This window comes from Aeromonas sp. 604443, from assembly GCF_049170315.1.
Classification (GTDB): Bacteria; Pseudomonadota; Gammaproteobacteria; order Enterobacterales; family Aeromonadaceae; genus Aeromonas; species Aeromonas veronii_A.
The window spans coordinates 255371-274965 of the sequence record NZ_JAAKMI010000004.1; the positions used below are offsets into that span (position 1 = coordinate 255371).

The 19595-nt window shown below is 57.3% G+C and carries 19 protein-coding genes; 3 read left to right on the forward strand and 16 right to left on the reverse strand.

Annotated features, from left to right (window positions below):
- Positions 1 to 10 precede the first annotated feature (10 nt).
- The 3 genes from G5380_RS08765 to G5380_RS08775 form a co-directional block, all read right to left on the reverse strand.
- Positions 11 to 1780 carry a polysaccharide biosynthesis/export family protein gene (locus tag G5380_RS08765; protein ID WP_421352664.1) on the reverse strand — a complete coding sequence of 590 codons (1770 nt, stop codon included), beginning with the start codon at positions 1778 to 1780 and terminating at the stop codon, positions 11 to 13.
- A 25-nt stretch (positions 1781 to 1805) separates the two neighbouring features.
- Positions 1806 to 2180: a hypothetical protein gene (locus G5380_RS08770; protein WP_201996467.1), complete on the reverse strand. Its 375-nt coding sequence runs from the start codon at positions 2178 to 2180 to the stop codon at positions 1806 to 1808.
- An 802-nt stretch (positions 2181 to 2982) separates the two neighbouring features.
- Entirely contained in the window at positions 2983 to 3240 is a 258-nt protein-coding gene (locus G5380_RS08775; RefSeq protein WP_421221619.1) for a hypothetical protein, read from the reverse strand.
- A 112-nt stretch (positions 3241 to 3352) separates the two neighbouring features.
- On the opposite strand from G5380_RS08775, the gene G5380_RS08780 reads away from it, so the two are divergent.
- On the forward strand, positions 3353 to 3877 hold the full coding sequence (locus tag G5380_RS08780) for an acyloxyacyl hydrolase (RefSeq protein WP_216953357.1): 525 nt from the start codon (positions 3353 to 3355) through the stop codon (positions 3875 to 3877).
- Positions 3878 to 4046: 169 nt separating this feature from the next.
- Here the strand turns inward: G5380_RS08780 and G5380_RS08785 are convergent, their stop codons facing one another.
- The 11 genes from G5380_RS08785 to G5380_RS08835 form a co-directional block, all read right to left on the reverse strand.
- Positions 4047 to 5543, reverse strand: a complete 1497-nt coding sequence (locus G5380_RS08785) for a C69 family dipeptidase (RefSeq protein ID WP_421352656.1) — start codon at positions 5541 to 5543, stop codon at positions 4047 to 4049.
- Between the two features lie 462 nt (positions 5544 to 6005).
- Positions 6006 to 6641: a maleylacetoacetate isomerase gene (gene maiA, locus G5380_RS08790; RefSeq protein WP_421254616.1), complete on the reverse strand. Its 636-nt coding sequence runs from the start codon at positions 6639 to 6641 to the stop codon at positions 6006 to 6008.
- Between the two features lie 138 nt (positions 6642 to 6779).
- Complete coding sequence (locus tag G5380_RS08795) at positions 6780 to 7775, reverse strand: fumarylacetoacetate hydrolase family protein (RefSeq protein ID WP_245132399.1); 996 nt, start codon at positions 7773 to 7775, stop codon at positions 6780 to 6782.
- 10 nt (positions 7776 to 7785) lie between these two features.
- Positions 7786 to 8937: a homogentisate 1,2-dioxygenase gene (locus tag G5380_RS08800; RefSeq protein WP_270817075.1), complete on the reverse strand. Its 1152-nt coding sequence runs from the start codon at positions 8935 to 8937 to the stop codon at positions 7786 to 7788.
- Positions 8930 to 10066, reverse strand: coding sequence for a 4-hydroxyphenylpyruvate dioxygenase (hppD, locus tag G5380_RS08805; RefSeq protein ID WP_421352657.1), 1137 nt, complete (start codon positions 10064 to 10066; stop codon positions 8930 to 8932). Before hppD ends, G5380_RS08800 begins: the two co-directional genes overlap by 8 nt.
- A 224-nt stretch (positions 10067 to 10290) precedes the next feature.
- On the reverse strand, positions 10291 to 10959 hold the full coding sequence (locus tag G5380_RS08810) for an HAD family hydrolase (RefSeq protein ID WP_421352658.1): 669 nt from the start codon (positions 10957 to 10959) through the stop codon (positions 10291 to 10293).
- Positions 10960 to 10985: 26 nt separating this feature from the next.
- Entirely contained in the window at positions 10986 to 11645 is a 660-nt protein-coding gene (locus G5380_RS08815) for a TIGR01621 family pseudouridine synthase (protein WP_421352659.1), read from the reverse strand.
- Between the two features lie 176 nt (positions 11646 to 11821).
- Entirely contained in the window at positions 11822 to 12514 is a 693-nt protein-coding gene (locus G5380_RS08820) for an ABC transporter permease (protein WP_005337302.1), read from the reverse strand.
- A 3-nt stretch (positions 12515 to 12517) separates the two neighbouring features.
- The gene (locus tag G5380_RS08825; protein ID WP_005352911.1) at positions 12518 to 13258 is read right to left on the reverse strand and encodes an ABC transporter permease; all 741 of its coding nucleotides are present in this window, start codon (positions 13256 to 13258) and stop codon (positions 12518 to 12520) included.
- Between the two features lie 211 nt (positions 13259 to 13469).
- A complete protein-coding gene (locus tag G5380_RS08830) occupies positions 13470 to 14243 on the reverse strand; it encodes an ABC transporter substrate-binding protein (protein ID WP_005337307.1) in 774 nt (257 codons plus the stop codon).
- 49 nt (positions 14244 to 14292) lie between these two features.
- Positions 14293 to 15063 carry an ABC transporter ATP-binding protein gene (locus G5380_RS08835; RefSeq protein WP_005337310.1) on the reverse strand — a complete coding sequence of 257 codons (771 nt, stop codon included), beginning with the start codon at positions 15061 to 15063 and terminating at the stop codon, positions 14293 to 14295.
- 533 nt (positions 15064 to 15596) lie between these two features.
- On the opposite strand from G5380_RS08835, the gene G5380_RS08840 reads away from it, so the two are divergent.
- Entirely contained in the window at positions 15597 to 16499 is a 903-nt protein-coding gene (locus tag G5380_RS08840; protein ID WP_227343036.1) for a lysine exporter LysO family protein, read from the forward strand.
- A gap of 103 nt (positions 16500 to 16602) precedes the next feature.
- Here G5380_RS08840 and iadA read toward each other — a convergent pair whose 3' ends face one another.
- On the reverse strand, positions 16603 to 17733 hold the full coding sequence (gene iadA, locus G5380_RS08845) for a beta-aspartyl-peptidase (RefSeq protein WP_421209129.1): 1131 nt from the start codon (positions 17731 to 17733) through the stop codon (positions 16603 to 16605).
- Positions 17734 to 17799: 66 nt separating this feature from the next.
- Positions 17800 to 18579, reverse strand: coding sequence for an ABC transporter substrate-binding protein (locus tag G5380_RS08850; RefSeq protein ID WP_026034932.1), 780 nt, complete (start codon positions 18577 to 18579; stop codon positions 17800 to 17802).
- A gap of 389 nt (positions 18580 to 18968) precedes the next feature.
- On the opposite strand from G5380_RS08850, the gene G5380_RS08855 reads away from it, so the two are divergent.
- Positions 18969 to 19577 (forward strand): ACP phosphodiesterase, encoded by a 609-nt coding sequence (locus G5380_RS08855; RefSeq protein WP_019445363.1) that lies wholly within the window; start codon positions 18969 to 18971, stop codon positions 19575 to 19577.
- Positions 19578 to 19595 lie beyond the last annotated feature (18 nt).

The following is a 19595-nucleotide window of genomic DNA, read 5'->3' on the forward strand; positions in this document are numbered from 1 at the left end:
AATCAGCGGCTTAGTTAATTGCTACGTTAGCAGCCACGGCGATCTGATAGATAATTTGAGTAATATCCTTGACCGATTGCATGGTTTTGCTGTCAACCTTGGGCAACACCAGGATCTGATCACCGGGCTGGACACTCCCCTTATTTTTAAACTCCACCAACCCGTTGGCATGAACCACGGCAATCCGTTGGTCATTCGCACGCTCGGTGAATCCGCCAGCCCATGCCACATAGTCATCGAGAGTCGCATTGGCGTTGTAGACGACGGCCTGTGGCATCAATACTTCCCCACCGACCTGAATCAGGTCCGTTCTGTTCGGTATGACAATCTGGTCACCCTGTTCCAACTGAATGTTCGCAACAATCCCCTTGTCTGCGACCACCACCTTGCCAAGTGGCTGGATTTTTCTGGCCTTTTCGACAAAGCGCATCACCAGTTCTGCCTCTTTGGCACGGATCGCCGCTTCACCATCCGAGCTGGCAGGAGCAGTAAACACACTGCGTTCCAACCGGTTGAGCGACTCTTCCAACATCTCTTTTTGCCGCGCAGCGACACTCTTGCGCATAAGGTAGATGGATTGGTAATCGGCAAGCTGTGGGTCAATGGGAATATGGTTGAGCAGCTCATGCAGTTTGGTCTGCTTGCGCACTGTAAAATATGAGGGTCCCATATAGCTACCAGCGACCTGCACATCATAAACCTGAGCATGCATGTCATCGTTGAACAAGACTTTGTCACCATCCTTAAGCTGGAGGCTGGCAAAATCCTTGTAAGGTAAATAGATGGAGAATGGACCACTTGGACGGTCACCTATCACCCCGACATGACTCACCTTGGCAAGCGGCAGAGCATAGTTGACCAACTCCGAGCCTAGCGTATTGCGCTGAGTCAATTCGAAACGGAATGGGTTACGCACCTTGCCCGCGACATTTATCATCGGGCCCTGTGGCTCTACCAGGATGACATCCTGATCTTTAAAAGAGAGCTTGGGCATTTTGCCTTGCTGCATGAATTCATACAGATCGATTTTTTGGATGACCTGGTTCTGGCGTAATACCTTAATTTGACGATAGCTGCCGCGCTCCGAGTCTATCCCCCCTGCCCGCTTGAGAAAATAGAGCACACTGTCAGAGGATTGACCCGCATACTGGCCTGGCCGTATTACCGGGCCTGTAACAAACACACTCACGGGAGTTGTTGTCAGCAGGTTGACGTAGATATTGACATTATTCGTAAAAACATCACCAATCCTGCTGGTCACCAGATTATTGACCTGGCTGGCAGGTACATTCTTGACATTTATCGGGCCGACATCAGGAATGAAAATATTGCCTTGATTATCTACCGTCACTACATTGGAAAAATTGACGGCCCCCCAGATCCAGATATTAAGTTTGTCCCCTGGCGCAATCAGATAATTGTCATTCAGGCCATCGCTGCGTTCGGTCTCATAGCCACCGGCAAACAGATTGGCGCCATAAGGAGGAGGTAATCCAACCTCTGCCTGGGGCAGTAATTTACGTACATCTGCCTCACCGGGTAACAACATTCCTTGACGATTCTGTTGAGTAAAACTCCCGGTCGTTGAACTTGTGTTGGCCTGCCCACTCAGTGCTGCTTGACCACCAAGCTGGGGGCCGGTGTTTTCAGCAGCCTTTCCTGAAAGGGTGTAACCAAATGATGATCCATTTGCTTGCGCTAAATCCGGGGCGGCAACGGCCATGGTTGCGCAGGATGTACTGATGAGAAACAGAAGTGTGCTGAGCTGATAAATTTTCATTTTGTTCAAAACATGTGCCTTCATTTTATTGCTCAGCAAGAAGGTTGCTGACAGAGGTCTGTTCCAGTTGAGGTATCAGATACCATTGTTCTTCAGTCTTGCATGCCGCACGTCTTTGCGAATGGCCTTGCATGCTGTTAAACAACAGCTCAACGCACTCAAGACCCAGAGCCGAAACATAGCGTTGCCCCAGGGTATAGGTAACATTGTTTCTACTGAATGCAGCGCCTTGTGGCAGTGTATTCAGCGCCTGCTGCAGGTCAGGAGGCATGGCATACAATTCGGTAGCAACAGACGGGTTGACGAGAGGACGAGACGCTTCTACCTGCTTTGGCTCATATGCACAGCCACCAACTTGTATGGCTAACGATATGGCCAATAACCGGGTTGCAAAATTCATGTGTCAATTTTTCCCATGGAGTCAAGTGTTGATCTGTTAAAACCAGGTCGCCTTATGGTCTGGCAACGCTATTGCCGATCGACTCATTATCTTTCATGACCAAAAAACGAACTGACATGTGGCTGTTCATCCCCAGCCCTGCAACTGCAAAAGCGGGTTTTGAGTTCCTCATCAACAGACAATCTGCCGAGACTGCGAAGCGATACCAGGCAGTCTGAACAAGAGCAGTTTGCTCAAAAAATTACCATTTACAGCACGCATTTCAGAATGTTCTGAGTGAATCGAGCAAGACACGATATATGATGGATCTCAGACAGAACAGCAATAGTCTCATCAGGAGTAGGCATGAGCCCTAAAATGAGCAATGCTGCTCAATTGCTGTAAAGATGTAGCGATGTTGATCGCGAAATACTGTTTTTTTGCCATAGCTACCGCACGGCAATGACATCTTCCCGGACAAAAAACAGACAATTTGGTTGTAAAATAAAAACAGGAAGGAAAATAGCGAAGCATGCCAGCTCAAAAAGCCAGCAAGAATTGATTGCGATGTAAGCACCCATCCCGTTCATGAAAACGTCACAATGTGACGTATATCATGTTTATTCTCATTTTTTTCGAATGCTATCAATTAGCCACAATTGGGTCAACACTCAAAAAACTCACCTGCATTCTTCACACGACAAGGAGGGACACAAGACTCTGTTTTTAAAAGATTTACGCTCAAAGCAGCATTGGTAATAAATGTATTCGCACGGTGTAAATATTTTTGACGACAAGCAAGATTAATTTAGAAATTTCTTAATTATCCCTCGCCCCTCCAAAAAGAAATTAATTTTTTGTGAGTCACATCAATTGAACTTTCAATCAAAATATGGTTGGCAAGATTTTGTTCGAGTTCGGCAACCTCTCTGATATCCCCATCAATCCACTCAGCCATTGCCTGAAAAGTGACCACTATTAACATCACACATAACAGACTGTTCAAATAACGTTCAGCCAGACTCCGTTTTTCCCCCGTTATTGAGAACATAAAAGCGATAGACCATTTATTCGCCAACATGGTTTTTTTTAGTTTTTCTGGCCGTGATTGACAGGGTTATTGCCTGTTGACTATGCCTGATATGTGTCCGATTGAATCGGCACCACAGGGTCTCAACGACATTGGAGGGGGCATGGACGCTAACACTCTATCAAGGATTGGCCTGCTGGTTTCACTGCTCACCAGCACAGGGGCCGTGGCCAATGACAATATTCTTGCCCTGCAGTTGGGCAAGGCGTTCAGCAATGAAAAGCTTGACATCAAGATCGCCGATGCCAAGTTTCACCATATGTTCTGGCGCTGGGGAGACTCGGCCTGTCAATTTGGATTGGGAGTGCGTGGCGGTACCCTCAAGGTAGAAGATGAAGAGACAGCAAGACTGGGAGGCGGTGCCCGTATCGAATGCCAATGGGGTAACTGGGTGACCTGGATCCCCGGCGAAATGGTCTGGCTCGATCAGTATCAATTTGGCACCCGCGGCCACGGCTACAAGGATTACGGCGGTCCCTTGCAGTTCGCTCTGGGTATCGGCCTCGGTTACGCCATCACCAAGAATTGGCTGATCGGCTATCAGTATGAGCACATGTCCAACGCCTATATGTATGACAAGAACCCGGGGCTGGACAGCCATACCCTCCATATCGAGTACCGTTTTTAGCCAGACAGGCTTCGTCATGCTCATCTGAACACTCTGCAAAAAAGCCTTCACTCCCGTGAAGGCTTTTCGTTATGTCGTCTTCTGATAACAAAGGTGACAGTGAGAAGATCACCATACTCAAGACATGGATGACGACACGCTCTGCCGCCTCACCACATCATGGGGGCAATCAGTCCTTTTTCGCCTTGTTGGCGAAGAAGATATCGGTCTGAATATCCTGGGTGATCACAGTGAAGATCTGGTTGGTGAGATCTTCGGTCAGCGTTTCCGCCTCCTTCATCACCCGCAGATTGAAGTCGTTGAGCATGCTGTTGGCGGCGGCCTTGTCGGTTTTGACCGTTTTCAGGTAGCTGGCTTCCATCTCTTTCTGCTCTTTGGCGATCTTCGCCTCCCAGCTCTGGTACGCCTGCTTCACCATGGGGGCCAATTTGGGGTAGTCGGTCATTACCAGGGTCTGCAGCTTGCGATATTTCCAGTAGATGGAGTCGCTGTCGGCCTTGCCGCTACCCATGGCATAGTGGGCCGGATAGGCTTCCAGACCGCTGTAGTAGGGAACGAAGGCGGTCAGATCCGCCATGCCGAGGCCCACATAGGTCACCTCCCCCACCTCACGCGGCATCCAGGGGCGTACCTGCATCACATGGGACTCGTAGGTGCGAAACACGCTGACGGGGCGCCACGGCTCCTGACCGTTCAACCCCTTGCTGTAGGGATCGTGTTCGGTGCCGTCATAGTGATTGCGCAGCACCGCCTTGACCTCCTCCAGCGTCATCTTCTTCTCGGGGGAGAGGGTGACCGGGAACTGGCGACCGGAATCCACCGCCTGCTTGAGCGAGGGGTTGAACATCTGCTGGATGGTCCAGACCCGCGGATCGTTATAGGTACGGTCCCGCTCGTCATCGCGGGTATAGGCTTTCGAGAAGTTGAACGCCCCCTCCTTTTGCGGATGGTAGAGCCCCTTCTCGGTGGCAAATTCGATCAGATTTTTCGATCCCATCATATCGGCACTGGCGGGATCGTACTGCTGCAGGCGGCCCTGATTGCCGGTGGCAAAGTAGTGATTTTTCGGCAGACGCTGCGCCATCCAGTGATGGCCGGTGGCAGTCTCCAGATACCAGAGCTCGTTATCATCCACCACGGCGACACCAAATCCCTCTCCCGCGCCTATGGTCTCGATGATGTTGCCAAGCAACGAGATCGCCTCGCGGGCCGATGTGGACCGGGAGAGCAACACATCGGGAATGTCATCCTCGGTGATCCCCTTATCTTCCACATAGGGGTCAAAGGCGAGCGCGTCGGATGAGGCAAAAATGGACTCGGTGCCGCTCACCCCGACTCCCTTCTCGTTGAACCCGGTGGCGCCATGCAGCTGGGTCTTCCAGTTCGGTACCGTGGTATAGCGCAGGGAGTTTTTCGGCAAGGGGTAGCTGAAATCATTGGCGCCATTGTGAGCCTTGGAGCTGTGCATACCGCTCTGCCCCTGCTTGGCCGGATGGATCACGAAATGCTGGGCTTTCAGGGCATCGCTGTCGGCGCTGCGGGCCACCATCATGGAGCCATCGGCGCTGGCTTCACTGCCGACCAGCAAGGTGGTACAGGCGAACGCCGACGAGAAGAGAGCAAGGTTGATGGAGAGTGCGACGACGCACTTTTTGAAGGAATACATGAGATCTCCTTGTTGCACAGAGTGGTTGCAAATAAGCGGTGGCGCGCCAGTCAACCTGCCGCTGTCACAAGGGATCTGCGCGGTGACACGGGCCGGACAGTGCGGGCCATCAAACCGTAAACACGAAAAAGAGCAGTGCGAATAAACCATGGAAACCAGGGAGGTAGCCAAGGCCCCCTGATAGGCGACCTGTACGCATTTCTGCTTTCAGCTGTTCCGCTGGCGTGGCGATACTAGGCCCAATCAACTGACTTGAGTGTGACTGACAGCCCAAAACACCAACAATAAAGACTAAGTCAATGCAAAATGTTGATAAGTGTGACAAAAGAAGGATTATTGGCGACATTCAGCCGTCAACACGAAGAACACAAAGCGCACAGAGAGGGGAATAAAGAGATGAGGAGATGTGACGCGTGGGATGGCGTGTTGATGCCATCCCGCGATGTTCGTTAAGTCAGGTTGTCACTGCGCGTCCGACTGGTTTGCGGGGGCGGCCTTGATAAAGGCTTGCAACTGTTCGCAGTTGGCGACGATGCGGCGGATAGTGGGGTAATCGTCCAGGGTCATGTCGTAGCGGCGGGCGTTGTAGACCTGGGGCACCAGCATGCAGTCGGCCAGGGTCACTTCGTTGCCGACGCAGTAGACACCGGCGGTGGTCATCAACAGCTGTTCGAGGGCGGTGAAGGTCTCGTCAATCCAGTGGCGATACCAGCAAGCCTCCTGCTCGTTGTTGGCCCTGAAGTGCTCTTCCAGATAGTTGAGCACCCGCAGATTGTTGAGCGGGTGGATATCGCAGGCGATCATGTTGACGATCTGGCGCACTCGGGCCCGCGCGTCGGGGGAAGAGGGCATCAGGGAGTAGGCGGGATAGGTCTCGTCAAGGTACTCCATGATGGCGACCGACTGACCGAGCTGCACATCGCCATCCACCAGAAACGGCACCAGCCCTTGCGGATTGATCCGGCGATAGGCCTTCTCGCACTGCTCGCCTTGCCGCAAATTGATGGGATGCTGCTCGTAGGCGAGCCCCTTGAGCTGCAACACGATCCGTACCCGAAAACTTGCCGACGAACGCCAATAGCCAAACAACTGCAACATAATCTGTCCCTGCATCTTATCTGGGCCCGAAGCCCGGCAGGTGCTCGCCACCTGCCTCCTTGTGTACCCGGCACCGGTTGAGGGCTCGTCGTGATCCGGACATATCCCGAATAGGTTTGCCGCCACCGGCGCTGGCCATCAACCTCCCTGACCGCTCGCTGGCACCACCTGTTGAGAGATGGTGCCAAACAGGTTTTGGCCAGAGCGATCTTCCATCGCGATCGACACTCTATCACCAAACTGCAAATAGGGGGTTATAGCTTGATCACAATCAAGAATTTCCAGCATGCGGCGCTCGGCGATGCAGGATGAACCGGCGCTGCGATCGTAGTTGGAGACGGTGCCCGAGCCGATGATGCAACCGGCACCAAGGGGACGGGTCTTGGCCGCATGGGCAATCAGTTCGAAGAAGCTGAAGGTCATGTCCACCCCGGCATCCGGTGCGCCAAACAGGGCGCCGTTCAGATGGGTGCGCAGGGGCAGCATCACCTTGCCATCGTGCCAGTCATCGCCCAGCTCATCCGGGGTGATGGCCACCGGCGAGAAGGCGCTGGACGGTTTGGACTGGAAGAAACCAAAGCCCTTGGCCAGCTCGCCCGGAATGAGGTTGCGCAGGCTCACATCGTTGACCAGCATCAGCAGCTTGACGTGGCTAACGGCCCCCTGCGGGCTCACCCCCATCGGCACGTCGTCGGTGATGATGGCGACTTCCGACTCGAAATCGATCCCCCACTCCTCCGATCCCATGACAATCGGCCCGCGGGGAGCCAAAAAGCTGTCGGAGCCCCCCTGATACATCAGCGGATCGTGCCAGAAGCTTTCCGGCATCTCGGCGCCGCGCGCCTTGCGCACCAGCTCCACGTGGTTGACGTAGGCACTGCCATCGGCCCACTGATAGGCACGCGGCAGCGGAGAGAGGCAAGACGCTTCGTCAAAGGGGAACGCCTCGGCCACACGGCCCTCGTTAAGCTGCTGATAAACAACCTCCAGCCTGGGGGCAACCTCGGCCCACTCGTCGAGAGCGGCCTGCAAAGTCGGGGCAATCTCGCTCACCCGTACCGCCCGGGTCAGATCCCGGCTCACCACCACCAAAGCGCCATCGCGCTTGCCATTGTTCAATGTTGCCAATTTCATAAGCGATTCCTTATTTGCCGGCAGCAGCGTCCGGGCGCTGCCAGCTGGAGACATACCGGGTGTTCTCGATCCCTTCGCACAGACTGCCAACGTTCAGCGCATCGCGGGTGTCTAGCATGACCGCCACCTCGTCGGTGAACTTCTTGGCATAGGCCTGCCCTGCCGCAAACGCCTTGGGATGGGGGCCGTGGGTGAAACCGGCGGGATGGAAGGTGACCATGCCCCGCTCGATATTGTCCCGGCTAAAGAAGTCCCCGGCGTGGTAAAAGAGCACCTCGTCATAATCGTCATTGCTGTGATAGAAGGGCACCTTGAGGGCGCCGGGATCGCTCTCGATGGGGCGCGGCACGAAGGTACAAATCACGAAGCGGCTCGCCACAAAGGTCGAATGAGCTGACGGCGGCAGATGGTAGCGGTGGCTCATCAGCGGGCGGATATCCCGCCAGTTGAGGCGCACCACGCACAAATCCCCGTGCCACCCCTGCGCATCCAGCGGGTTGAAGGGCCAGGTGATGACCGATACCTGATCGTGGCGTTTCACCTGCAGCGACCAGGGATTCTCATCCTGCTGGGCCAAAAAGCGCTCGTTGATGGCGGGCACATCCAGCGCCGCCGGGTCGAAGATGGCGTGATTGCCCACCAGCCCCTTGTCCGGCAGCTGATAGCTGTCGTTGGTCGCCTCGATCATCAGGATGAACAGGGGCGCTGTCGGCTCGATGCGCCACATGGTGCCACGGGGGATCACCACATAGTCGCCGTCCCGCAGGCTCAGGTGGCCGTAGTCGCAGAAGAACTCGCCGCTCCCCTCGTGGATAAAGAGCAGCTCGTCGCCGTCGGCGTTGCGCACCAGAAACGGCATCGCCTCGGATAGCCGCCAGACTCGGTAGCGGCAGTGAGGGTTGCTGAGAATGTCGGGAGCCACCCAGGGGGAGAGTGAGCTCACCTCCTCTTGCAGGGCATTGAGGTCAAACAGCCGTGGCCGCAGCGGTCCCTCCCAACTGCTCCAGTCGGTGGGAGCATGCTTGTGATGCATGTGGGTAGCCGGGCCGAAAAAGCCGCTGCGCCCCAGTTCGCGCTCATAAATGGCCTGTTCCGGCAGGTCGGCATGGGCCTGCCGAGAGTGAGTCCCCTCCCGATGGGGGAAGTTAATCCAGTTACGCATTGTTCGCTCCCTCTTTACGTGCCCCCTTCTCATCCTCGCCGCCATCCAGCACGCCGCGGCGGATCTGGTCCAGCTCGATCGATTCAAACAGCGCCTTGAAATTGCCCTCGCCAAACCCTTCGTTGCCCTTGCGCTGGATGATCTCGAAGAAGACCGGGCCAATCACGGTATCGGTGAAGATCTGCAGCAGGATGCCATCCTTGGTGGGGGAGCCGTCGATGAGGATGCGCAGCTCTTTGAGGGCCGCCAGATTCTCCTGATGCCCCTCGACACGACTGTTCACCTTCTCGTAGTAGGTATCGGGCGTCGGCATAAAGCCGGTACCGCGGCTGCGCAGGGTGCGGATGGTGTGGTAGATATCGCTGGAGGCCATGGCGATGTGCTGGATCCCCTCCCCCTTGTACTGACGCAGGTACTCCTCGATCTGCGACTTGTCATCCGCCGACTCGTTGATGGGGATGCGGATCTTGCCGCAGGGAGCGGTCATGGCGCGTGAATGCAGCCCGGTCAGCTTGCCCTCGATATCGAAGTAGCGAATTTCGCGGAAGTTGCCGATCCGCTCGTAGAAATTGGACCAGACATCCATATTGCCGCGATGGACGTTATGGGTCAGGTGATCGATCTCCATAAGACCGGCATCCACCTCCGCCATCCGGGCCTGCCAGTCGGGGTAGAAAACAAAATCCACGTCGTAGATGGAGCCCTTGTCGCCGTAGCGGTCGACAAAGGAGAGCGTGCTCTCGCCGATACCGTAGATGGCGGGAATATTGAGCTCCATCGGGCCAATCTTGCCGACAAAAGGCTTGGCCCCCTTGGCGATGGCGTACTGCTGGGCTTTGCCCGCATCGCTCACCCGAAATGCCATGCCGCAAACGCTCGGCCCGTGCAGGCTGGCAAACTGCTCCGCCTGGGAGTGAGGCTCGGCATTGACCACGAAGTTGATATCCCCCTGCCGGTAGAGCCAGCACTGCTTGTGTTTGTGCTTGGCGACCTCGGCAAACCCGAGCGAAACGAACAGGCTCTTGAGGGCGGCAATCCCCTTGGCATCGGGGGCTGTGTACTCGACAAACTCGAAACCGTCTGTGCCTAACGGATTGATGGTGTGGGTAGTGGAAGAGGTGGCATTCATCGGGCGCTCCTTGCTCTTGATTCGGTTAAAACGGATTGCAGCACCCAGCGGCGCAGCAAGTGTTAACAACTTGTTTCATTAGAAGCAGGGCGTAGCAGGAAGAGAAGAGGCGGGTTGCAGATAGTTTTTCGCAGCTGGCAGCAGAAGATGTAAATGGATTGTGACATTCAAGCCACAGCCTTGCGGATCAAACGGTGACGACCCGCAGGACTGTCAGCTTTGGCTTACAGTTGCCAGTTTTTGACCAGCAGATGGGGCAAGCGGGCCCGGGCTTTTTGCAGTCGCACAGGCGTCGGATTGATCAGCCACGCCTCTTTCCCCAACCCCAGCAGCGGCAGATCGTGCAGGCTGTCGCTCAAGGCCAGCTCGGCATCGAGGGCGCAAATCTCCGGCAGCAGCTTGTGATGGCCGTGGCAATAGAAGCGCGGCATCAGGCCGCCAAAACGGTAGTGCATCTGCGAGCCAATGATCCGGTGGGGCAACTGGCCGGGCAGTTGCTGATAGAGCTGGGCGCGCACCAGCGCGCAGGGACTGGCGGAGATCACCCAGCAGCGCGCCCCCTCGCTTTGCAGCAGCTCGCGAGCCTGACGAAACAGTCCCGGCCTGATGCGGCAATAGGCGCGCACCAGCTTGCGCCAACCGAGGGGAGAGAGCCCCAGAGTGATGGCCCACCAGATAAGGGAAATACCGCGCCGCCGCTGGCTGGGCACCAGATAGACCAAACCACCGAGCGCAATCACTGGCAACAGCAGCAGCGGCCAGATCCGGCGGCGCAGGATATAGCGCAGCAGACCGGCGTGGCTGTCGCCGGGGGCCAGGGTGTCGTCAAAGTCGGCCAGGATCCAGCGCGGTGCACGTCCGTCAGGATCACGCGCTTTCGCTGAATGGATCATGGTGTCAGACGCTGGGCGCATAAGCATCAGGGCGCAAGGGCTGCGATGGCTGCCGTGAGCTCGGGGGTGACAAATTCACTCCCCACATCGGGCGGACATACAAAGTCGAACGGCTCGCCCGCCAGGGTGAAACTGAGCCGCCAGGCGTGCAGATAGCCGCGATCGGCTGGCGTACCGCCATAGCGCTCATCCCCGAGAATGGGGGCGCCGATACTTTTGAGGGCAACCCGGATCTGGTGGGTTTTGCCGGTCTGGGGCTTGATGCGATAGAGCCGCAGCCCCTCGCGCACCGATACCGAATCAAACCTGCTGATGGCAGGATTATCCAGAGTACGCGCCAGCATCCAGCTGCCGCCGCGCCCCTTTTGCATATCCCCCTTCACCCAGCCCTGCTTCTTCTTGGGTTTGCGATCGGAGAGCGCCAGATACTGTTTGCTCACCTCGCGGGCCGCAAAAGCCATGCTCAGCTCGCGATTCGCCTCCGTGGTGCGGGCCAGCAGCACCAGCCCAGAGGTCATCTTGTCGAGCCGGTGCACCGGATAGAGGGTGAGCCCGGTATCGGCCTTCACGCGATTGACCAGCCCCGGATTGACCGACTCACCGTCGCCCTTCTCGTCGTGCATGCCGATGCCGGGCTGCTTGTCGATAACCAGGAAAGCGGGATGCTCAAACAATATCCGGTACATAAAACCTCGGGAACTGGGGAATAAGGCTCACAGCCAACGACTGGCGGCGCTCGGGAGTGCTGCATTCTCCCTGCTCGTCCGCCATTTGGCAAACCGGACAGGCGGAGGATAAAGATAAAAAATGGCCCCGCCTGCAACAGGCGGGGCCATTTTCGCTCATCTTGGCAGATCACACCTTACACATTGCGCGGGCGCAGGTGGGCGTGCCAGCGCGCTTCCCACTTTTTGAACAGCCAGACGATGACAAAGGTGAGCAGCATATAGAGCAGCCCTGCGGTCAAAAAGGCCTCGAACGGACTGTAGTAGCGAGAGTTGATGATCCGCGCCGCGCCGGTCAGATCGACGATGGTGATGATGCCCGCCACCGCCGAGCCTTGCAGCATGAAGATCACCTCGTTGCTGTAAGCCGGCAGTGCCCGACGAAACGAGTTGGGCAAAATGATCCGGGTCAGGGTCTGCCAGCGGGTCATGCCAAAGGCGTTGGCAGCCTCAATCTGGCCGCGCGGCATATTGTGTACCGCCCCGCGCACGATCTCGGCGGTATAGGCGGCGGTATTGAGGGTGAAAGCCAGCAGCGCACAGAACCAGGCTTCGGAGAAGAGCGACCAGGCGGCACTGTTCTTCAGCCACTCCCACTGGGCGGCGCCGTAGTAGATGATAAAGAGCTGCACCAGCAGCGGGGTGCCGCGAAAGAAGTAGATATAGGCCCAGATCGGCCCCTTGATCAGCCAGTTGCGGCTATTGCGCAGGATGCCCATGGGCACCGCCAGCATCAACCCAAGGATCAGAGAGAGGGCCACCAGCCAGACGGTGGTATAGAGCCCCTCCCAGTAGGTGGGCCACTCTTTGAGAATGATTGAGAAATCCATGGCTTACCTCGTCTTGATGGCATAGTGACGCTCGGCCCACTTGAGTGCCGAGGTGGAGACTGCGGTGAAGATCAGGAAGATCAACGCCACCGCCATGTAGAAGGTGAAGGGTTGCTGGGTCGAGCCCGCCGCCAGCGAGGCTTTGCGCACCATGTCATCAAGGCCGATGATGGAGACCAGCGCGGTGGTTTTCAGCAGCACCAGCCAGTTGTTGCCAAACCCGGGCAGAGCGTGGCGCATCATCTGGGGGAAGAGGATCCGCACAAACACCTGGGTTGCCCGCATGCCAAAGGCCCGTGCTGCCTCCAGCTCGCCTTTGTCCACCGCCAGAATGGCGCCGCGAAAGGTCTCGGTCATGTAAGCGCCGAAGATAAAACCGATGGTCGCGACACCGGCCACAAAGGGGCTGATGTCGATATAGTCCGGGAGCAGGGAGACCCACTCCTGATTGGGATTACTCTCCAGTAGCCAGCTGTTGTAAGTCTCGTTGACCCAGGTGCAGATGCCGTTGATCAGCACCTGGCCGCCAAAGAAGAGCAGCATCATCAGCACCAGATCGGGGATGCCGCGAATGATGGTGGTGTAGCCAGTGGCGATGGCCCTGGCCCACTTGTAGGGAGAGAGTTTGGCCAGCGCCCCCAGCATCCCCAGCAGCAACGCCAGCAGCAGGGAGGCCAGCGCCACTTCCAGGGTGACCCAGGCGCCCTCCAGCAGCGAGGCTTCGTATCCTTTCAAATCAAACATATGCAGCTCCATCGCCACTGAATCTTCACGCACCTGCTAACCAGAAGGCTCCATAGCAGTCCGAATGAAATATGTGCAGCTCCATTGCAATCAATGCGGGCCCGTAAACTCCCTCAGGGAGGTGACGGGCCCGATGACTACTGACGGGATCAACCTGTCGTTACTTGCCGTAGACGTTTTTGGAATTACTCGCCGTAAACGTCTCTTTGTTTTACTCTCCGTAAACGTCGAACTCGAAGTACTTGTCGTTGATTTCCTTGTACTTGCCGTTGGCACGCAGCGCCAGAATGGCGGCGTTGAATTTCTCTTTCAGATCCTTGTCAGCCTTGCGCACCGCAATACCGGCACCCTCGCCAAACCACTTGGGATCGGTCAGTTTCGGGCCGACGAATTCGAAGGCATCACCGCCCTCTTTCTTCAGCAGACCGTCGGTGATGGCGGCAGAGTCGGCCAGCACATAGTCCACACGACCGGATTTCAGATCGAGATAGGCTTCATCGGCGGTGCCGTAACGCTTGATGGTGGCGTTGGGGAAGTTGTCGGTAATAAAGGTATCCATGGAGGTCGCACGCTGCACCGCGACGGACTTGCCTTCCATAAAGGCTTTGTCGAGCTGCACATCAGTGCCCTTCTTGGCGGCAAAGCGGGCCGGAATGTGCTGGTACTTCTGGGTGAAGTCCACCTTCTTCTTGCGCTCTTCTGTGATGTCCATGGTAGCGATGATGGCGTCAAACTTGCGCGACAGCAGCGCCGGAATGATGCCGTCCCAGTCCTGCTTGACCAGGGTGCACTTCACTTTCATCTCTTCGCACAGGGCGTTGGCGATGTCGATATCAAAACCTTTCACCTCGCCACTGGGCTCGGTCCAGGAGAAGGGGGGATAGGCACCCTCAACCCCGATCCGGACCTCTTTCCACTCCTTGGCCATCAGGCTACCGGACGCGAGGGCAGTAACTACGGCTGTCGCCAGCATCAGCTTGTTCATGTATCTCTCCTTGATAAAACAGTTGATTGGGTAACCAGGCATCCCGCCATCAGTAGATGGAGGAGATGAATTGCTTGAACCGCTCGGATTTGGGATGGGCGAAAATCTCCTTGGGGTTGCCCTCCTCTTCCACCCGCCCCTGATGCAGAAACATCACCTTGTTCGATACATCCCGGGCAAACGACATCTCGTGGGTCACCACCAGCATGGTGCGCCCCTCTTCAGCCAGCTCGCGCATCAGGCCGAGCACCTCCCCCACCAGCTCGGGATCCAGCGCCGAGGTGGGTTCGTCAAACAACATCACCTCGGGCTCTACCGCCAGCGCACGGGCGATGGCGGCCCGCTGCTGCTGACCACCGGAGAGGTGGCCGGGATAATAGTCACGCCGCTCCCAGAGTCCAACCCGGTTGAGCAGTTGCTCTGCCTTGGCCAGTGCTTCGGCGCGAGGCACCTTGAGCACCTGGATTGGCACTTCGATGATGTTCTGCATGATGGTCATGTGTGACCAGAGATTGAAACTTTGAAACACCATGGCCAGTCGGCTGCGGATCCGCTCAACCTGACGCATATCTTCCGGCAACCGCTCGCCGGCGCGGCTGGTTTTCATCCGGATCAGCTCGCCATGGAGCGAGACGGTGCCGGATGAGGGGGTTTCGAGCAGATTGATACAGCGAAGAAAGGTCGACTTCCCCGAACCGGAGGAGCCGATAAGGGAGATCACATCACCCTTGTGGGCGGTCATGTCGATGCCCTTGAGCACTTCGTGGGTGCCAAAATATTTGTGCAGATCACGTACTTCCAGTGCGGCAACGTCGCTCATCCATTACAACCTTGTCTGTCCCTAGACGCCGCAGGGGGCGTGACTCAACCATCGTCCATTTAACAAAAAGTTAACCGATGGCAACCTTCAGCGAAAATATCACCAGGATAGTGAAAAAACAATACAGAACGAGGGTCTTCAGGGGATTCGCTCTATTTTTATTCGCTCTTTTCGTATTTTTCAGCACTTTGTTTGCATAAACAGCCGTTTCAATGGCTATTCCGATACCGCCTTTTTATACCCCAATCATATCAGTGGCAAGAGAAAAGCGTGATGTGTGCCAAACCGGCACCAAAATGGCTTTATGCACCCCCTTGCCGAGCGAAATATCGGCCACCCGATCGGATCAACTTGATTTCATTGGTGCACTCGGGCTCGCACAGAACCTTATCAAACAGAGAGGTTGTGGCAAAAAAGTAACAATCTGCCCCCAAAAGGGCTGTTTTCGGCCATGAAAGCGAGAGATATGTGACACAGAGCCAATAAGTAATGATAAGGTGGTGTTTTTATCAGTTTTTGTGATCGAGGCCTCGATGCTGCTCAATGTGTTGCTGATCCTGTTGCCACTGGCAATCGGCTATCTGGTTCCCCTCTCCTCTGCCCGACTGATCAAGCTGGTCAACCAGAGTCTGGGCAAGATGGTCTACCTCATTCTGTTTCTGATGGGGCTCGGGCTTGCCTATGTGGAGAACCTGGGCAGCAATCTTGCGGTGATCTTCAAGGTCGCCGGGGTGATGCTCACCGCGATCACGGTCTGCAACCTGCTGGCCCTCTGGTGGCTCGACAAGCGCACGCCGCCGACCCACGAGGCGAGCGATGCCAAGATGCCGGGCAAGTTGCACCTGCTGTGGGAATCCCTGCAGCTCTGCTTTGTGGTGCTCGGCGGTGTGCTGCTGGGTCTACTGGTGGATCTGCGCGCCCTGCCCATCGACAAGTGGAGCGAGTGGGCCCTGATGCTGCTGCTGTTTCTCATCGGGGTGCAGATGCGCAACTCCGGCATGCGGCTGCGCCAGATCCTGCTCAACCCCTGGGGAATGAAAATCGCCGCCACCGTCATCCTCAGCAGCTGGCTGGGCAGCCTGCTGGCGGCCCAGTTGCTGGGGATGCCCTTTGCCCATGGTCTGGCGATGAGCTCGAGCTTCGGCTGGTATTCGCTCTCCGGTATTCTGGTGGCCGACAAACTGGGGCCGGTGCTCGGTTCTGCTGCCTTTATCAACGATCTTGGGCGTGAGCTTATCGCCATCCTGATCATCCCGGTCCTGATGCGTCGCCACCCCTCGGCGGCCATTGGTTACGGCGGCGCCACAGCGCTGGACTTCACCCTGCCGGTCATCCAGAAATCAGGGGGTATTCAGGTGGTGCCGGTGGCCATTGTCTCCGGCTTTATCCTGAGCCTGCTCGGCCCCATCCTGATCCTCGGGTTTCTGGCGCTCTAAGCCTGATTCCCACATTGCAGATAAAAAAGCCCGACCTTGTTGTCGGGCTTTTGCTGTTTGGAGCAACCACGCACTCGCACTGGCTGCGATATTGCCCGCAGCCTTATTCGCGCCACTGGCCGCCACTCATCACTCGCTCGATAGCAAACGTCCGGTCGTGCACCAGCAGCAGATCCGCATCCTGCCCAACCCCGATACGCCCCTTGCTGCCAAGCCCCAGCGCCTGCGCCGGATTGCTCGTCACCACGGCCAATGCCTTCTCCAGCGAGACACCGAGCCGGGTCGCGCGCACGCACTGCTGCCACAGGCTGGCAATCTGGCCGCAGCGCATCTCGATTAGCCGCCCTTCGCCATCAAAGCGCGGCAGGCTGGCGTTGGCATCCGAGCTGAAGGTGATGCGCTCGGCAGGCACATTGGCGGCCAGCAGCTCGACGAGCGCATCGGCGGCAAGCCGCTCGCCATCCTCCAGCAGATCGGGAAAGCTCGAGGTGGTGAGGTCGACCCAACCTCCTGCCTTGCCCCACTCGATGGCCTCGGCAAAGAGCCAGGGATTGCGGTTGCAGTGGGTGGGATAGAGCTGGCGCAGCGGAATATCGGTCTCATCGCGCAGGGCCCGAAGGAGGGCCAATGCCCCCTTGCCATCCCCGACATGGAAGAAGCTGACCCCGCTCTTGCCCGCAAGCAGCCCGGCCACCCGCGCCTCGCTGGCAAGCCTGGCCAGCTCGTCGTGGGTCGGCGCACTGGATCTGTGGTCACTGATGGCCACCTCCCCCACCCCCAATACCTCTGGGATCAGGATGATGTCCGACTCCACCGTGCCGGTCAGGGTCTTGACCGGCAGATGGTAGGAGCCGGTATACATAAAGGCGCTCACCCCGGCGGCGCGAAACTCGCGCACCTTGCCGAGCACCTGCGCGGGAGTGCGGGTCAGGCTGTCGGTGCCAAGCGCCGCCACCAGGGTGGTGACGCCGGCCTTGAGCGCCTCGCTCGCCGCCAGTTCAGGGGTGCGAAAGGCAAAGCCCCCCTCACCGCCGCCGCCCGTGATATGGGCCAGCGGATCCACCAACCCGGGTACCAGATAGCGGCCACGACCATCGACCCGATGCAGCGGCCAGTTTGCAGGCACCGTCAACCCCTTGCCCATCCAGGCGATACGGCCATCAGCCACCAGCAGATCCTGCTGGCCAAGGTGGGTGGGGCTGAAGATCTCGGCCCCCTCGATCAGGGTCAACATGGCGATCCTCCTTGCACGATAGTCGCTTGCCCAATGAAAAGAGAGGGAGCAAGCTCCCTCCCCCCGTCAACCACCATATATATCGTACTTGAAGTACTTCTGGTTGATCTGCTGATAGGTGCCATTGGCACGCAGGGCCTTGATCGCCTCGTCCAGCTTGCCCTTGAGCTCCTTATCGCTCTTGCGCACGGCGATCCCCATGCCATCACCAAACCACTGGCGATCGGTCAGGGCGGGCCCTACATAATCGAACTTGTCGCCCCCCTCTTTGCCAAGGAGCCCCTGCTCAATGGCAGAGGCATCGGCCAGCAGGGCCAGCACCCGACCCGCTTTCAGATCGAGATAGGCCTCATCGGCATTGCCGTAGCGGACTATGGTGACATTCGAGCCAAAATTGTCGGTCAGGTACTTGTCGTGGGTGGTGGCCCGCTGCACCCCGATGCGCTTGCCCGCCATGCCTTCCGGGGTCAGCGTCAGCTCGGTCCCCTTGGCCGCCACAAAGCGATTGGGAATATGGGCATATTTCTCGGTGAAATCGACCTTCTGGCGCCGCTCGTCGGTGATCGACATGGCGGCGATGATGGCATCGTATTTGCGCGACAGCAGGGCCGGGATCATGCCGTCCCAATCCTGCGCCACCAACTCGCACTTGACCGCCATCTGCTGACAAAGGGCGTTGGCGAGATCGATATCAAACCCCTTGATCTCGCCCGACGCATCGGTCCAGGAGAAGGGCGGGTAGGCCCCCTCCACCCCGAAACGCACGGTTTTCCACTCCTTGGCCATGGCGGGGGTGGCCAGCAGGCTGGCAACAAACAGGGCTGAGAGGGTCAGTCTGATCTTCATCTTGAGTACTCCATTACATAAAAAGCGCACAGGCGCGAACAAGGCACCGCAGGCGAATGCATGCGATGACCAAAAGCGGCAGAATCTGGATGAGCGAGATCACGCCCGAGCGGGCGTCAGTGAACTGCTCCAGGGGTTCGATCTATTCGTCGAACCACTCGGAGAGATAGAAAGGCTTGAAGTAGAAGGCCAGAAAAAAGCCTCTGGCTTTGCGCATCATGGTGGTTTGTCGCGTCCTGTGACAAAGATGGCATCACCTTAGCACGCCCGAATTTTGCCCGGCAAGAGGCAGCCGCAGGACAGTAGCAAAATCCCGATCATGGTCAAGGCGGGCGGGATCCGTTAGGCTCGAAGCACCTTGCCATCCCATAACAGACCCACAGCTACCGATGAATTTTCTGGCCCATCTCCATCTGGCTGCCCACACCCGAAGCTCCCTCACCGGCAATCTGCTCGGCGATTTCGTCAAAGGCACGCTGCCCACGGGGCTTGCCGCCCACTTCGATGAGGGGATCTGGCTGCACCGCAAAATTGACGCCTTCACCGACGGCCACCCCGAGCACAAGGCGGCCGTCGCCTGTTTCGAGGCCCCCTGGCGCCGCTTTGGCGGCATAGTGGTGGATATGATCTACGACCACTGGCTGAGCCTGCACTGGGGACTGTTCAGCACCGAGCCCCTGCCCCGCTTCCTGCAACGCAGTTATGAGCAGCTATTGGCGGATCACCCACGCCTGCCGGACGGACTGCCACTCCCCCTCAAACGGATGGCCGAGCAGAACTGGATCGCCTCCTACCGCCACAGGGAGGGGCTGGGGCAAGCGCTGAACGGCATAGGTCGCCGACTGCGCCGCCCGGTACAACTGGGAGAGGCGCTGCTGACCCTCGATGAGTCGCAGTGGCAAACATGCGAGGCGGGATTTCTGCGCTTCTATCCCCAGCTGATGGACTTTAGCCAGCAACAGCTGGCCCAATATCGGGCAGCGCAAGGGGCACAGTGATCCCTCTGGATAGCCCTG